The 14,150-nt window shown below is 57.4% G+C and carries 16 protein-coding genes; 15 read left to right on the forward strand and 1 reads right to left on the reverse strand.

What is annotated here, in order from left to right; translation table 11 throughout:
- Positions 1 to 14 precede the first annotated feature (14 nt).
- From AMA01_RS03760 to AMA01_RS13520, 4 genes are all read left to right on the forward strand, one after another.
- Positions 15 to 860 carry an acetaldehyde dehydrogenase (acetylating) gene (locus AMA01_RS03760; RefSeq protein ID WP_082743953.1) on the forward strand — a complete coding sequence of 282 codons (846 nt, stop codon included), beginning with the start codon at positions 15 to 17 and terminating at the stop codon, positions 858 to 860.
- Positions 857 to 1,894 carry a 4-hydroxy-2-oxovalerate aldolase gene (gene dmpG / locus AMA01_RS03765; RefSeq protein WP_067847545.1) on the forward strand — a complete coding sequence of 346 codons (1,038 nt, stop codon included), beginning with the start codon at positions 857 to 859 and terminating at the stop codon, positions 1,892 to 1,894. Before AMA01_RS03760 ends, dmpG begins: the two co-directional genes overlap by 4 nt.
- Before the next feature lie 50 nt (positions 1,895 to 1,944).
- Positions 1,945 to 2,889, forward strand: a complete 945-nt coding sequence (locus AMA01_RS03770) for a HoxN/HupN/NixA family nickel/cobalt transporter (protein ID WP_231862810.1) — start codon at positions 1,945 to 1,947, stop codon at positions 2,887 to 2,889.
- 368 nt (positions 2,890 to 3,257) lie between these two features.
- Entirely contained in the window at positions 3,258 to 4,589 is a 1,332-nt protein-coding gene (locus tag AMA01_RS13520) for a hypothetical protein (protein WP_230087973.1), read from the forward strand.
- Between the two features lie 8 nt (positions 4,590 to 4,597).
- Here the strand turns inward: AMA01_RS13520 and AMA01_RS03775 are convergent, their stop codons facing one another.
- Positions 4,598 to 5,395, reverse strand: coding sequence for a Crp/Fnr family transcriptional regulator (locus tag AMA01_RS03775; protein ID WP_082743943.1), 798 nt, complete (start codon positions 5,393 to 5,395; stop codon positions 4,598 to 4,600).
- A gap of 160 nt (positions 5,396 to 5,555) precedes the next feature.
- Between AMA01_RS03775 and AMA01_RS03780 the strand changes: the two genes are divergently transcribed.
- The 11 genes from AMA01_RS03780 (at position 5,556) to AMA01_RS03830 (ending at position 14,139) form a co-directional block, all read left to right on the forward strand.
- A complete protein-coding gene (locus AMA01_RS03780) occupies positions 5,556 to 6,422 on the forward strand; it encodes a polysaccharide deacetylase family protein (RefSeq protein WP_067847551.1) in 867 nt (288 codons plus the stop codon).
- A gap of 58 nt (positions 6,423 to 6,480) precedes the next feature.
- Positions 6,481 to 7,032, forward strand: coding sequence for a tetratricopeptide repeat protein (locus AMA01_RS03785; RefSeq protein ID WP_231862813.1), 552 nt, complete (start codon positions 6,481 to 6,483; stop codon positions 7,030 to 7,032).
- A gap of 172 nt (positions 7,033 to 7,204) precedes the next feature.
- Entirely contained in the window at positions 7,205 to 7,813 is a 609-nt protein-coding gene (locus AMA01_RS03790; RefSeq protein WP_067847556.1) for a TetR/AcrR family transcriptional regulator, read from the forward strand.
- Between the two features lie 44 nt (positions 7,814 to 7,857).
- The gene (paaA, locus tag AMA01_RS03795; RefSeq protein WP_067847559.1) at positions 7,858 to 8,793 is read left to right on the forward strand and encodes a 1,2-phenylacetyl-CoA epoxidase subunit PaaA; all 936 of its coding nucleotides are present in this window, start codon (positions 7,858 to 7,860) and stop codon (positions 8,791 to 8,793) included.
- A gap of 12 nt (positions 8,794 to 8,805) precedes the next feature.
- A complete protein-coding gene (locus AMA01_RS03800) occupies positions 8,806 to 9,183 on the forward strand; it encodes a phenylacetic acid degradation protein (RefSeq protein WP_067847562.1) in 378 nt (125 codons plus the stop codon).
- Positions 9,184 to 9,188: 5 nt separating this feature from the next.
- On the forward strand, positions 9,189 to 9,977 hold the full coding sequence (gene paaC, locus AMA01_RS03805; protein WP_067847565.1) for a 1,2-phenylacetyl-CoA epoxidase subunit PaaC: 789 nt from the start codon (positions 9,189 to 9,191) through the stop codon (positions 9,975 to 9,977).
- 12 nt (positions 9,978 to 9,989) lie between these two features.
- Positions 9,990 to 10,454: a 1,2-phenylacetyl-CoA epoxidase subunit PaaD gene (gene paaD, locus AMA01_RS03810; RefSeq protein ID WP_067847568.1), complete on the forward strand. Its 465-nt coding sequence runs from the start codon at positions 9,990 to 9,992 to the stop codon at positions 10,452 to 10,454.
- 107 nt (positions 10,455 to 10,561) lie between these two features.
- Positions 10,562 to 11,884 (forward strand): phenylacetate--CoA ligase family protein, encoded by a 1,323-nt coding sequence (locus AMA01_RS03815; protein WP_067847730.1) that lies wholly within the window; start codon positions 10,562 to 10,564, stop codon positions 11,882 to 11,884.
- A gap of 56 nt (positions 11,885 to 11,940) precedes the next feature.
- The gene (locus AMA01_RS03820) at positions 11,941 to 12,249 is read left to right on the forward strand and encodes an EthD family reductase (protein WP_067847571.1); all 309 of its coding nucleotides are present in this window, start codon (positions 11,941 to 11,943) and stop codon (positions 12,247 to 12,249) included.
- A gap of 23 nt (positions 12,250 to 12,272) precedes the next feature.
- On the forward strand, positions 12,273 to 12,665 hold the full coding sequence (locus AMA01_RS03825) for a thioesterase family protein (protein WP_067847733.1): 393 nt from the start codon (positions 12,273 to 12,275) through the stop codon (positions 12,663 to 12,665).
- 31 nt (positions 12,666 to 12,696) lie between these two features.
- Positions 12,697 to 14,139: an NAD-dependent succinate-semialdehyde dehydrogenase gene (locus AMA01_RS03830; protein ID WP_067847574.1), complete on the forward strand. Its 1,443-nt coding sequence runs from the start codon at positions 12,697 to 12,699 to the stop codon at positions 14,137 to 14,139.
- Positions 14,140 to 14,150 lie beyond the last annotated feature (11 nt).

A 14,150-nucleotide genomic window follows, 5' to 3' on the forward strand; every position in this document is an offset into this window, starting at 1 on the left:
AAAAGGCTCATCTCATGATCAAGCTCCTGCGAAGCCCTTGGCTTGAGGCTCGCTGGATGATTGGCATCGATCCGGAGTCGGACGGGCTTCGTCGGGCTGCAAAGCTCGGCCTGGAGGCGTCCGCAGAAGGGCTCAAGGCTGTCCTGGATCGCGGTGCGAGGCCGGACGTGGTGTTTGATGCCACCAGTGCGAAGGCCCATGTACGCCATGCGAGGTTGCTCCGTGAAGCGGGTATTCAAGCCATTGATCTGACACCAGCAGCACGAGGTCCGTATGTAATTGCAGCCGTCAATCTTAAGGAACACCTCAACTCGCCCAACGTGAACATGGTGACGTGTGGAGGCCAGGCCACAGTGCCTATGGTGTACGCGGTCAGTAGGGTTGTACCAGTTCGATATGCGGAGATTGTCGCGACCATTGCGAGTAAAAGTGCAGGCCCGGGGACTAGACAGAACATCGACGAGTTCACGCAAACTACTGCGCGAGCGCTGGAAAGCATCGCAGGGGCGAAGCGCGGCAAGGCTATCATTATTCTGAATCCAGCAGATCCTCCCATTCTCATGCGAGATACGGTGTATTGCATGATCGAGGAAGCGTCTAAGTCTGTAGTGGATCGCGTGCTGGAGTCCATTCATGAGATGGTTCGCCAAGTGCAAACTTATGTACCCGGTTACCGGTTGAACCGCGATCCTATCGTGATGGGAAACGTGGTGAGCATTTCACTCGAGGTAGAGGGACTTGGAGATTATCTGCCTGTTTATGCTGGAAACCTCGACATCATGACTGCGGCAGCGGTCAAGTTTGGGGAAGAGTATGCGAAATACAAATTGGCGGCGGAAGGAGTGGAAATCCCACGATGACGGCGATTCGAATCACGGATGTCACGTTGAGAGACGGAATGCACGCAGTTCGGCACCAGTTCAGCTTGGAGGACGCTCGAGCCATCGCCAATGCGTTGGACGCAACGGGTGTCGAGATTATCGAGGCTTCCCACGGCGACGGCCTCGGGGGGAGTTCGATTCAATACGGATTTGCGAAGGAGGACGAAGAAGCGTATCTCCGCACTGTCTGTGAATCGGCGCCGAATACCAAGGTTGCAGCGCTCCTCTTGCCCGGCATCGGAACGGTAGACGACATGAAACGCGCGGTTGATTGCGGGATTCGAGTTATCCGTGTCGCAACGCACTCCACGGAGGCGGATATTTCAGAGGAGCACATGCAGGAGGCGCGTAAACTGGGCCTCGAAGTCGTCGGATTTCTGATGCTTTCTCATATGACGCCTGCAAGCGTACTTGCGGAAGAAGCCAAGAAGATGGCCTCCTATGGCGCACATTGCGTGTACATCGTAGATTCCGCAGGGGCAATGCTGATGGATGAAGTAGCAGAGAAGGTCTCTTCATTGCGTGCGGCGTTGCCACCTGAAGTGGAAGTTGGTTTTCACGCTCACAATAACCTCGGAGTGTCCGTCGCCAATTCTATTGAAGCGGTGCGTGCAGGCGCAGTGAGGATCGACGCCAGTCTCGCTGGATTAGGGGCTGGAGCTGGCAATACCCCCCTGGAGGTATTGGTCGCCGCTTGTGAAAAGCTCGGTATCGACACAGGTGTCGATCTGTACCGGGCGATGGATGCGTCGGAGGACGTTGTCAGACCCAGAATGCCTCGACCTGTGATACCCGACCGAGACAGTTTGACTCTGGGATATGCTGGCGTTTATTCGAGTTTCCTGTTGCACGCGGACCACGCGGCGAAGAGGTTCGGCGTGGATGCCAGAGATATTCTCCTTGAGCTCGGCAAGCGGAAAGTCGTCGGCGGGCAGGAAGATATGATTGTCGATGTGGCAGTTCGATTAGCACAAATGCATGCTCGTCAAACAGGGGGAGCGATATCGACGTGATCGCGAAGCAAACAGTGATGCGCCTAGGTGTTGCGGTTGCACTCCTGCACATGGTGTCGCTCGCGATGCTCGCAATCGGTACTCGGCACCACCCAGCTCTATTGGGGCTCGGCGCTGTGGCGTATACCTTGGGGATGCGTCATGCGTTTGATGCGGATCACATTGCCGCCATCGACAACACCGTTCGCAAGCTGCGCCAAGAAGGCGTGGATGCGACTGGCGTAGGCTTTTTCTTTTCGATGGGGCATTCTACTGTCGTTTGTCTGATGGCGATCGCGACCGCGTTCGCAGTTCGTGCGGCGGAGCGGAGTCTGCCTACCCTCGAGAACATCGGCGGCTACGTAGGAACCGTGGTGTCCGCAGCATTTTTGTTCATCATTGGGCTCGTGAACTTGAATATTCTAGTGCAACTCATGCGGCATTGGCGTCAGCACCGAGTCAGCAGTCCATCAAATGCAGATGTGGAACATCTTCTGCATTCGAGAGGGTTAATTTACCGGATGACGGGACGTTTCTTTCGATTCGTGCGGCGGAGTTCCGATATCTATCCCATCGGCTTCCTGTTTGGGTTGGGTTTCGACACTGCGAGCGAGATTGCCTTACTCGCCATTTCTGCGGGAGCGGCCAAATCGGCCCTCCCTGTAGTAGGAATTCTGTCCTTGCCTCTGCTTTTCGCAAGTGGCATGAGCTTGTTTGACACTGCTGACGGAGTATGGATGTGCAGAGCGTATGGAGCGGCGTTCGCATCTCCTGCGCGTCGTCTGTCCTACAATGTCCTTACAACGGGACTGTCCGTCCTCGTGGCGCTGTCTATTGGTGCGTTGGAGGCCGTACAGGTGTTGACACAGTCTATCGGATGGACTCGCGGTTTTTGGGGATGGTTGCAGAACATTGACCTCGGTCCAATTGGAATTGCGATTGTGGCGGTTTTTGCGCTTGTCTTCGCGACGAGCTATGTGCTTTGGGGGCGTATTCCGCCTCACCAAGAGACATGAACGAACTTGAATCAGGTGATCCATTCCTTTGTTTCCTGTAAATTTGGCTATCCAGCATGGATCATGGCATCATACGCATGTATAAAGGTGTTCATGATGTGGGATTCGCTGAGTTCGGTCCCAAGGCCATTTTCACCGATCTTACGGCGGAGAGCCCCAGATATCTGGGGCTCTCCGTGTCTCTTCGTAAGAAGTGGTCTAGATACAATTATAAAAATTTATCTATAATACCTTAAAAGATTAAAAGTTAATTTTATTTCATAAAAATATATAAATCGAAGGGTTATGCCGGATAGATCACGGAAGCTCGTTCAAGAATGCGTCATAGTGACATCACAAAGTCGATGACCTGGACAAAGAGGTGTCACATGAAACCTGAAAACTTCAAAATGGCGTTGGCAGCAACGCTGGCTGCTTTAACGACTGCTACGGCGTCACCGTCGTTCGCTCACGCAACTGCCCAACATGACGGCCATGCTGTCGTCTTGGGCGAACGAAAGTTTCCTTATCCATACAAGGCGATGTTGGCTATCTCGTCAGACGCAGATAGCGAAACGTTACGCAAGTTCAATCTGGTTCATGAATTCATCAACACAAACATCAACACGCCTCTCGGCAAAGGTCTAGGCTTGGATTTTTCGGATTCCTTTTTCATGTATAACGGCACGAATATGCCTGGTTACGTTGATATTGGACAGAAGCCTATGACAGATGAAATGTCTTGGTATCGCGGTGTCTCTGATCAATGGTTCGACGCCGCTGCAATTAATCACTACATTCACGTTGGTTGGATCGATACCATGCACACCTTTGGCGATTTTTCCATGGTTGACACTCATGAAACAAAATTCTCAAGGGCATTGGCGCGTCGGGCCATAGCACAGCTAAACGCATGTGGAGATCATTTGATGGTGTGGACGGATCACGGAAACCAGTCCAATGTAGATAACTTTGGCGATTACGGTAATGGATCGTTCTATTCATATCAACAAGGCGCAAATCCATGGTCGCCATACTATCACACGGATCTGGCGGTTCCCTATGGAATTCATTTTGTCTGGCCAGATACACATAGCGATCAGTTTGGGATGAGTTCGATGATTTACCCACTACAACTGCCGGATGGGCGGCGGGTGTGGGGATTTTGGCGATACACGAGCGCGGGACAGTCCCCCTCAGGTGCTCAGGAGTGGAATTGGACACCTTATCACTTAGATGAACAATTATCACAGGCACATTTGGACGCTCTCGTTCGCAATCAAGACTATTCGATTATCGCACAGCACCTCTGCGGAACTACGTATCCTGGAGTACTCCCTAGAAGTGCCGTAGATGCATTGGAACGACTCGCGCAATACTATCGAGAAGGAAAAATTTTGGTTACCAGAACGAGTAGATTGCTTGTTTATAACGTGTCACAACAGTATGTATCATACAGCGTGACCTATTCAGGTGGACAGGCTATCGTGCACGTCTGGTCAATTCGTGATCCCGTCTTAGGTACGCATGTTCCCACGATCGATGAGATTCGCGGCTTGACGTTCTACACGACAGATCCTCAGCGAACCGTGATCGAGATCGGAGACGTACCGGTTCCGGAAAATCTTATACAAGACAACCCGACTGATGGCTATGCGCCCAGTGTGGAGATCGAATGGTGGCCGGCAGACACCAACAATTATGCTGTTTCATCACCATAATTCTACATTTAAAAGGATTGTTGGGATTGTGTCGTGTCACGGTAGATTGGGTGCCACTTACGGTCGAACTCAGAACTGTATGCGTTGTCCGCGAGCTTGGTTAGGTGCGGAATATTGAGCAATGAAATCTGATTGCGTCTCACACGGATGAGCCCCATCTGCTCTAATTCCTGAAGTGCTCGGGATACCGATTCTCGATGGATCCCGAGTGCTTCAGCGATCTCCTGTTGGGTCACATTGAGACCGCGAGCCTCAGGGTCGGAGGACGATGCGTTACTATGTAAATCCACCAGATAGTTTGCGATTCTCTCAGTAGAACTGCAAAAGGCAAGGTACCGAATCTTGCGGTCAGCTTGCGTCAGGCGCTCTACCACAACGGCGAACAAGCAGTGCCACAGCTTCGGATACACATATAGCAATTCAAGTAAGATGTTAGTTTGCACAACCCATAGCACGGCGTCAGAGGCAGCCATCACGCTGGCCGTCCGCTTCATTTCTTGATAGATTGCCTCTGCTTCTCCAATACACTGCCCTGGATACTGGAAACCCAAGGTCAAAATCCGGTGATCTTTCTGTGTGAATATTCTAAGTGTTCCGCTTTTAACGACGTACATCTCGTGTCGATCTTCTCCCTCGTAATAAAGGACCCTACCCCGATGAAGATATTTACAAGGGCACCGGTTTAAGCGATCTCGGTCTCGATCGCTGAGTGGAATGCTGCGAAAAAGCGGCGTGTCAGCCAAGTGCATGATGATCCTTCCTCCGTGAACCACAATCGGAGTGATATGACAAGACCTACTCTTCATTTTAGGTAATTCATTCCGGTTGTCAAAGTAATTTGTGACGGATCACTTGGGGTGTTCTATATTATGGAACTTGATGTTGGATCGATCACAGAAAAGAAGGGCGCTCGCTTGTATCTTCATCGCAGAGTGATTTACTTGGAATACAGAAGGGAGTCGGAGGATGAAGGTCAAGGGGCGGCTGATACTGGCACTTGCTTTGGCTTTCATGGCGAGCTTTGGGTGTGGAAAAGGTGTCAAGGTGCTTGCACAAGAATCGAATCAAGATCAGCCGGTCGACAAGGTCTGGCCTGAGGATCCTAGAAATTTCGAAGTAACGGAGCAAAAGATAGCGCGTTTGGACATAAGTGTTCCTATCCTTGAGTATCATGCTGCCAATGATGTTCCTGGAGACGAAGCCACACTGCGTAAGGGTCAGCTACAGCAGGAATTTTACTGGTTGAAGACGCATGGCTTTCATACGATTAACTTCGGACAATTGTATGCTGCGTGGTATTATGGCTATAAACTTCCTCGACGTCCGATATTAATAACTTTTGACGATGGATATGAGAGCTTTTATACAGACGTCTTTCCGCTTCTTCAAAAATTTCGTTTTCAAGCTACTTGCTTCATTATCGCAGGCTATGTTCATACGTGGATAGATACCAAGGTGGAATTTCCGACCATGACCCAGGCTCAATTAGAGCAATTGCAAGCGAGTGGGTTGGTGGATATCGAAGGACATAGCTATTCGCATCCAAATCTGACCTATGTACCTTCGTCTAGACTGGAGCAAGAAATAAAAGGATCGTCGGAGATTCTGTCGAAGATTGTGAAGCACCCTATATGGGTGTTCTGTTATCCATACGGAGCTTATAATTCAACCATCATTCATACAGTGGAGACGAGCGGCTATGCTCTGGCCACGACGCAAAACGAAGGCTATGCAAATCTTGCGCAAGGTCCGTACACCCTGGACCGTATTCCTATCCTTCGAGACACATCATTTCAGGAATTTCAAGAGATTTTAGCGCCGTCTTTGCAATAATGACGGCAGGTCATTTTTCCGGAGCGGCTTTGCGATGAGAGAGGAGGCATTTTTGTTGGTGTGGATTGATCATGCTGCGCATGGGGCTCAGACGCCTTCTGCGGAAGTAAGGTATTGGTACCGTGAAGGTTCCATCGCTTTTTCTGAACATCGCTATCTCGCGGCTATCGACGACGAAAACAGGGCCATTTCTGAAAATCCAGCCTTTGAGCCGGCTTACACAGTGAAAGGAATAGCTCTGGCGTATGCATATAATGACAGTTACAATGCAGCAATGTTGATTTTGCGCCAAGCCATTTCAATGAATCCCTATGACGGCTATGGCTGGTTCAACATTGGCCTATGCAATGAACGCTACGGCTTCTACGGTCAAGGGATCGCTGCATATGAACATGCGATCCATCTTCGCCAACGCGCATGGTGGTTACCGTGGGCTTATTATGGGATTGCCTGTATCTACGGACGTGAGGGTGATGCGGAATTAGCGGTGAAGTATTTGAAGGAAGCCTTGAAATATAATCCTAAAACTATCCTGAACGCCGCGAGAAGTGAGCAAGATTTTGCTCCTGTTCGCGATAATCCACAGTTCAAGGACCTGATTAATTCGTAACGAGGACGTGTGAAGGATTTTCAAACACTTCAGAAAGCCTTTACATGTTCGCCGATTCGATCGAAAATAGACCTTAGTTCGCAGGCGTCGCTTGCGAAGCGACTCAGCGAGTCGTATAATGACGTTAAGCAAGCAAGCGCTTGCTTTGTAGTCTGCAGGAGGGGAGACGAGCATGCCGAGGCCGAGTCAAAAAGATCAGATTCTCGCCGCGGCGAGGAGGCTGTTCAGCGACAAGGGGTATCATGGCACAACCATCCGCGAAATCGCGGTGGAGGCAGGGGTACTCTCGGGCAGCCTGTACGCACACATTGACTCAAAAGAAGACTTATTATTCGAAATCGCTGACGAAGGGGCGGAGGCGTTTCTGTTGGCCGCTCGCGCTGTCGAGTCCAAATGGCAGGATCCTGTGGATCGCTTGCGTGAGGGACTGCGGGCGCACATTCGCGTTGTCGCGGATAAACAGGAGTCGGCAAAGGTGTTCTTTCACGAGTGGCGCGCGCTCTCCGATGACAGGCGCAAGGTGATTCAGTCGAAGCGGGATCGCTACGAGGCGCACTGGCGCAAGTGGATTGAAGAGGGCATGGCGCAAGGGGACGTCCGGAGGGCAGATCCAAAATTTGTTCGTCTGTGCCTCCTTTCCGTTGCGAACTGGGTGTATCAGTGGTATCGGCCGGGAGGCGAATTCACGCCCGAGGATATCGCGGAACACTTCTGGGTGCTCTTGTTCAATGGGATCGGAACGGGTCAGCCCGCCGCATGCGAATTGCTGGGCGAAGCATGACGCGAGCGCGACAAGCCGCCATCTTGAAAGGGGAGGCGAATGAGATGCCCGAGGCTCGAATGGAAGCGTTCATGGCGCGAATTCAGCGCGGAGAGAAGGTCGAGGCGCACGACTGGATGCCTGAGGACTACCGGCTCCTTTTGCTGCGGCTCATTCACATGCACGCTGTGAGCGAGATCATGGGTGCGTATCCGGAGAAGGAGTGGGTTCCCAAGGCCCCGACATTGCGCCGCAAGATGTCGCTCATGGCGAAGGTTCAGGACGAGATCGGCCATGGGCAGTTGCTGCTGCGGGTGGCGGAGGACCTGGCGGCGCCGCTCGGGCGGAACCGGATCGAACTGATGGACGATGTGATCACGGGCCGTATTAAGTTTCACAATGTATTTCACATGGAAGCGCCGACGTGGGCGGACGCTGGCATCATCGGGTGGCTCGTGGATGGCGCGGCCATCATCACGCAGACGGCGCTGCTCGACTGCTCGTACGCGCCCTACGCGCGGGTCTTGAAGCGCATCTGTGCGGAAGAGAGCTTCCATATGCAGCACGGAGAGTCCATCATCCTGTCGCTGGCGGAGGGCGAGTCGTGGCAGCGGGAGATGCTGCAGGATGCCCTCAACCGCTGGTGGGAGGCGATTATGTTCTTTTTCGGTCCGCCGATTGTGACGGACGCCGCTCGGCGCATGATGGAGTATCGCATCCGATCGCGCACGAACGAAGAACTCCGTCAAAAATTCCTGACGCGGTATGTGCCGAGGATTCGTTCGATTGGCCTCGAGATCCCTGATTCAGCTATCCGGTTCGACGAAGATGCGGGGCTGTGGCGATACACAGAGCCCGACTGGGAGCGGTGGTCGCGCGTGGTTCGAGACAACACGGGGCCGAAGTCGCAGGAGCGCGTTGCGTTGCGCCGCATGGCTCATCAGGATCAGGCGTGGGTCCGCGAGGCGCTCGTGAGGGCGCGCACGGCGGCGGCAATCTAGGGAGTGAACGACATGGCGATGACCCAGGTGGAGAAAGACCTCGTACAGGAGCAGGCTGCGGACACATCCTACGACGTCTACGAAATCTTTGTCCAGGCGTCCGATCTCGACCCGCACGTCCACGTCGGGAGCGTCCTCGCTCCGTCGCCTGAATGGGCGCTCCAGCTCGCGCGCGAGAATTTCCTGCGGCGCGCGGAGGCCGTCAACGTGTGGGCCGTGCGCCGCGAGGACGTCCACGCGACCCCGGCCGATCCCGACTGGTTCGCGCGCGAGTTTGACCGGAAGTATCGGGATGTGTCCGGCTACGCCGATAACGCGCGCCGGTGGAAGCGGTTCAAGGCGCAGGCGATGAACATCGACGACGTGATCGCAGACGTGCGAAAGGAGTGAGTTCGGTGGCGAGAGAGGGTGACATGCAAGCGCTTGACCCCATCATCGGGGAACTTGCTTTACAGCTCGGCGACGAGGAATTGTTCCTCGGCCACCGGGACTCCGAGTGGCTGGGCCTCGCGCCGGAAGTGGAAGAGGATGTGGCGTTTGCCTCCATGGCGCAAGACGAGGTGCGTCATGCCGCGTTCTGGTACGAGTTGGCCGAGGCGTCCGGGTTCGGTCAGGCCGACGCCCTCGCGTTCGATCGCGCCGCAACGGAGAGGAGGCACGCAGCCCTCTGTGCGCGGCCAAACGGCGACTGGGCGCACACGGTGCTCCGCCACTACGTGTACGACGCGTGGGACGCCGTTCGGCTCGCGGCGCTGGCGGAGTCGGGGGGCGCCCTGTGGGCGCAAGGCGCCCGGCGCATGTTGCGCGAAGAGCACTACCATCATCTGCACATGGAGAAGTGGGTCGTCGATCTCGGCCGCGCAGGCGGCGAAGCGGCGGCCAGGCTTCGCGCCGCGTTTGAGGCGCTGCTCCCGGATCTGCCGGATCTTGCGGCCTTTGCGGTGGATCCCAAGGCGCTCGTCGATCTCGGCATCCTGTCGCGGCCCCTCGCGGAATTGCGACGGGCGTTTGTGGCGCGCATGGCGCCGACGCTGACCAAGGCGGGGCTGCCGGTGCAGGACGTCGAGGCCATCCTGTTGGCTCACCCTCGGGAAGGCGCCCGCCCGGTGGCTCATCACGAGGACGCGGCGGCACTCCTCGCGACGATGAACGGCGTGCGCAGCCTCGGCGCGGCCGTGTGGTGAGGAGGGATTCGCGTGACCATCCGCTCGATGTCCGAGGAGGCGGTCTGGGAGGCGCTTGCCCGCGTGCCGGATCCCGAGTTGCCCGTGGTGAGCGTGATCGATCTCGGTATGGTGAAATCGGTCTCGGTGGACCATCGCGGCGCGCGCGTGGAGCTCATCCCCACGTTTCTGGGCTGTCCGGCGCTGGGCTGGATTGCAGACAAGGTGCGGGCAGCCTTGGCGGAGCAGGGGTTTGAGGCTGAGGTGGCGTTTGCGCTCGGTGTGATCTGGGACCCAAGCCGCATCACGCCGGACGGGATCGACAAGCTGCGCCAGATGGGTGTGGCGGTCCCGGCGAAGAGCGATGCCGCACCTGTCGCATGTCCGTACTGCGGCGCGCGCGACACCGACGTTGAGAGCTTGTTTGGCCCGACGCCGTGCCGCGCCGTGTACTACTGTCGAGCTTGTCGCCAGCCATTTGAGGCGATGAAGCCGTAAGCGGCTAAGTGGCGACGAGCCGGGTGCCCGTTGCGCCTCGTTGGAAGCGTTTGCATAGCGCTGGCCGCACGCGTGCCGGCGGAGACAGGAGGCGAATGCCGGTGGCCATGATGTATCAGCCCGAGTTGGAGACCATGTCCCGCGCGAATTTGGAGGCGCTGCAGCTTGCGCGACTCCGCGCGATGCTGGAGCGGGTGTACGCGCGGGTGCCGTTTTATCGAGCTCGATTCGACGAGGCGGGCGTCAAGCCGTCCGACTTGCACACGCTCGCCGATCTAGCGCGATTTCCCTTCACGCGCAAGCAGGACTTGCGCGATCACTATCCGCTCGGCCTGCTGGCCGTGGACAAACGCGAAGTGGCGCGCATCCACGGTTCGTCTGGCACGAAAGGCAAGCCGACGCTCGTCGCGTACACTAAGGGCGATCTCGGCCGATGGAGCGAGATCGTCGCAAGGTCCATCGTGACGGCGGGCGGCAGACCTGGGGACGTGTTTCACGTCATCTACGGATACGGCCTGTTCACGGGCGGGCTCGGCTTCCACTACGGCGCCGAGCGGCTCGGGCTGACCGTGGTGCCCGTATCGGGTGGCCAGACGGCTCGGCAGGTGACGCTGATGGAGGATCTGCGGCCCCGTGGAATCGCGGGCACGCCTTCCTACTGCCTGACCATCGCCGAACATATGCGGGCAGAGGGGAAGGACCCGCGCGCCATCGGCATCCGGTATGGTATCTTCGGGGCGGAGCCTTGGACGGAGGAGATGCGGCAGAAACTCGAGGACGCCTATGGGCTCAAGGCGATGGACGTGTACGGGTTGTCGGAAGTCATTGGGCCTGGTGTCGGGATCGAGTGCATCGACGCGCAGGAAGGTCTTCACATCGCGGAGGACCACTTTCTCGTCGAGGTCATCGATCCAGAGACACTCGAGCCTGTGCCACCGGGCACCTACGGCGAGCTGGTGTTTACCACGCTCACGAAGGAGGCCATGCCCGTCGTGCGCTACCGCACGGGCGACGTGGCGGCCCTCATTCCCGAGCCATGTCGGTGCGGCCGCACGCACGCGCGGATGACACGCATCAAGGGGCGGATCGACGACATGCTCATCGTGCGCGGGGTGAACGTGTTTCCGTCGGAAATTGAGGCGGTCCTGTTCGCCACCGACGGGCTTTCGCCGCACTACCAAATTGTGGTGGAACGCGAGGGCGGTTTGGATCGGCTGACCGTGCTCGTCGAGCTCGACGTGGTGTGGGCGCGTCAGGCGCGCGATGCGGCCGAACCGGGCGTCGAGCAGGCCCTGTGCGTCCGCGTCGCCTCGAGGCTTCGGGACGTCCTTGGGCTCAGCACGGACGTTCGCGCGGTGCCTGCGGGCAGCTTGCCGCGCAGCGAGGGCAAGGCCGTGCGGGTGGTCGATCGCCGGCACGTTTACGCGTGACGCGTGCGAAACCGCCCGGGTATCCATTTCCTATGCGAGAAAGGAAGAGTTGAGGTATGATCAAATTGATTGCGCTTTACAAAAAGCCCGCGGACGTGGAGGCGTTCGAGGCGCACTATCGCGAAGTGCATCTGCCGCTGGTGGAAAAGGTGCCTGGACTCGTGCGCGCCGAGGTGACGCGCATCAAGTCCGACGCCATGGGCGGCGAGGCGCCTTACTATCTGATGGCGGAGATGTACTTCGAGAACGAGGAGACGTTCAAGCAGGCCATGAAATCGCCCGAGAACAAGGCCGCGGCGAAGGATGTCATGAGCTTTGCGGGCGACATCATCACGATGGTGGTCGGCCAGGTCGACGAGGGGTGACGCTCGGAGCGGAGGTGAAGGCCATGCGCGAAGGGCTGGCGCCAGGTCAACAGAAGTCGTGGGAGATCACGGTGACCGAGGACATGTGTCCTTCGTTCCTTGGAAAGCGCGTACATCCCGTTCTGTCAACGGCGACCATGATTTCGTACATGGAATGGGTGGCTCGGCGAACCATCCTCGACTACCTTGAAGACGGCGAGGAAGGCATCGGCCACAGCGTGTCCGTGCGGCATCTGGCGCCGGCGCCCGTCGGCAAACGCGTCTCGTTTTACGCCGAGGTGACGCGGGTGGAGGGTCCGAGGGTGGACTGCCGCGTCTGGGCGGAACACGACAAGGCTCGGATTGGCGAGGGCGATGTCGTGCAGTACATCCTGCCGAAGGAGAAGATCGAGGCGCGCATTCGGGCGATGGCGTGAGGCGCGGGCCGAAGAGAGAAGGGAGATCGACATGACGGACATCCAGAAGATGTACATCGGTGGGGAATGGGTGGATTCGATTTCGGGGGAATCGCTGGAGGTGAGAAATCCCGCGACCGGCGAGGTGGTGGGACGCGCGGCATTCGGGGATCATCGCGACGCGCTCCGCGCCATCGACGCGGCGCACGCGGCGTTCCCGGAGTGGAGCCGGCTTTTGGCGAGAGAGCGCTCCCGCTACCTGTATCGCCTGTACGAGCTCGTGTATCAGCATCGGAATGAGCTCGCGGAGCTCGTGTCGGCCGAGATGGGCAAGCCCATCCGCGAGGCGAAGGGAGAAGTGGTCGGATCGGCCGATTACTTCCTGTGGTACGCGGAAGAGGCGAAGCGCGTCTACGGGGAGACCATTCCGTCGAGTTTTCCCAACAAGCGGATCCTCGTGCATCGGCAGCCCGTAGGCGTCGTGGCGGCCATCACGCCGTGGAACTTCCCGGTGAACATGGTGGCGCGCAAAATCGCGCCGGCGCTCGCCGCGGGATGCACGGTCGTGCTGAAACCAGCCGAGGCGACGCCGCTCTCCGCCATCCGGCTGTTTGAGCTGATCCACGAGGCGGGCTTCCCGCCAGGCGTGGCCAACCTCGTGATTGGACAGCCCGACAAGGTGGGAGAAGCGTTCCTCAAGAGCCCGAAGGTGGCGAAGATCGCCTTCACCGGCAGTACGCGCGTCGGCAAGCTGCTCATGGCGGGCGCAGCCGAGCACGTCAAGCGCGTCAGCCTCGAACTCGGCGGGCACGCCCCGACGCTCGTGTTCGCCGACGCCGATCTCGATCTCGCGGTGAAGGGCGTGTTCGAGAGCAAGTTCCGCAACACAGGTCAGATGTGCATCTGCACGAACCGCCTGTATGTCGAGCGCTCTGTCGCGGAGCCCTTCGTCGAGCGGCTGGTGGCGCGCGTGAAAAAGGCGAAGGTGGGCGACGGCAGGAATCCAGATGTCGAAGTCGGCCCGGTCATCAATGAGCGCGGCCTCGAGAAGGTGCTTAACCACATCGAAGACGCGCGCTCCAAGGGCGCAGCCGTGGTCTGCGGAGGGAACCGCCTGACCGAGGGAGACTACGCCAAAGGTTACTTCGTCGAGCCGACCGTGCTGACGGGCGTCGAGCGCGGCATGCGCGTGCTTGAGGAGGAGACGTTCGGGCCCGTGCTCCCCGTGGCGGTCTTCGACACCGAGGACGAGGCTATCCGCCTCGCGAACGATTCGCCCTATGGGCTCGCGGCGTACGTGTACACGCGCGATCTCGGCCGGGCCGTTCGGGTCGCCGAAGCGCTGGAATTCGGCATCGTGGGTGTCAACGACGGAGCGCCGGTGCAGACGCAGGCTCCGTTCGGCGGCTTCAAGGAGAGCGGGCTCGGGCGCGAGGGCGGCCATCACGCCATGGACGAGTTCCTTGAAATCAAGCACATCTCGCTCGCCTGGTGATGCGCAATGGG

Source organism: Alicyclobacillus mali NBRC 102425, from assembly GCF_001570745.1.
GTDB lineage: Bacteria > Bacillota > Bacilli > Alicyclobacillales > Alicyclobacillaceae > Alicyclobacillus > Alicyclobacillus mali.

Bases quoted from the DNA above. Each gene is read 5' to 3' on its own strand.
- AMA01_RS03775 (WP_082743943.1), bottom strand. From the start codon at position 5,395: ATGAAGAGTAGGTCTTGTCATATCACTCCGATTGTGGTTCACGGAGGA.
- dmpG (WP_067847545.1), top strand. From the start codon at position 857: ATGACGGCGATTCGAATCACGGATGTCACGTTGAGAGACGGAATGCAC.
- AMA01_RS03770 (WP_231862810.1), top strand. From the start codon at position 1,945: ATGGTGTCGCTCGCGATGCTCGCAATCGGTACTCGGCACCACCCAGCT.
- AMA01_RS03815 (WP_067847730.1), top strand. From the start codon at position 10,562: ATGATGTATCAGCCCGAGTTGGAGACCATGTCCCGCGCGAATTTGGAG.
- AMA01_RS03780 (WP_067847551.1), top strand. From the start codon at position 5,556: ATGAAGGTCAAGGGGCGGCTGATACTGGCACTTGCTTTGGCTTTCATG.
- AMA01_RS03790 (WP_067847556.1), top strand. From the start codon at position 7,205: ATGCCGAGGCCGAGTCAAAAAGATCAGATTCTCGCCGCGGCGAGGAGG.
- AMA01_RS03830 (WP_067847574.1), top strand. From the start codon at position 12,697: ATGACGGACATCCAGAAGATGTACATCGGTGGGGAATGGGTGGATTCG.
- paaA (WP_067847559.1), top strand. From the start codon at position 7,858: ATGCCCGAGGCTCGAATGGAAGCGTTCATGGCGCGAATTCAGCGCGGA.
- AMA01_RS03825 (WP_067847733.1), top strand. From the start codon at position 12,273: ATGCGCGAAGGGCTGGCGCCAGGTCAACAGAAGTCGTGGGAGATCACG.
- AMA01_RS03800 (WP_067847562.1), top strand. From the start codon at position 8,806: ATGGCGATGACCCAGGTGGAGAAAGACCTCGTACAGGAGCAGGCTGCG.
- AMA01_RS03820 (WP_067847571.1), top strand. From the start codon at position 11,941: ATGATCAAATTGATTGCGCTTTACAAAAAGCCCGCGGACGTGGAGGCG.
- AMA01_RS13520 (WP_230087973.1), top strand. From the start codon at position 3,258: ATGAAACCTGAAAACTTCAAAATGGCGTTGGCAGCAACGCTGGCTGCT.
- AMA01_RS03760 (WP_082743953.1), top strand. From the start codon at position 15: ATGATCAAGCTCCTGCGAAGCCCTTGGCTTGAGGCTCGCTGGATGATT.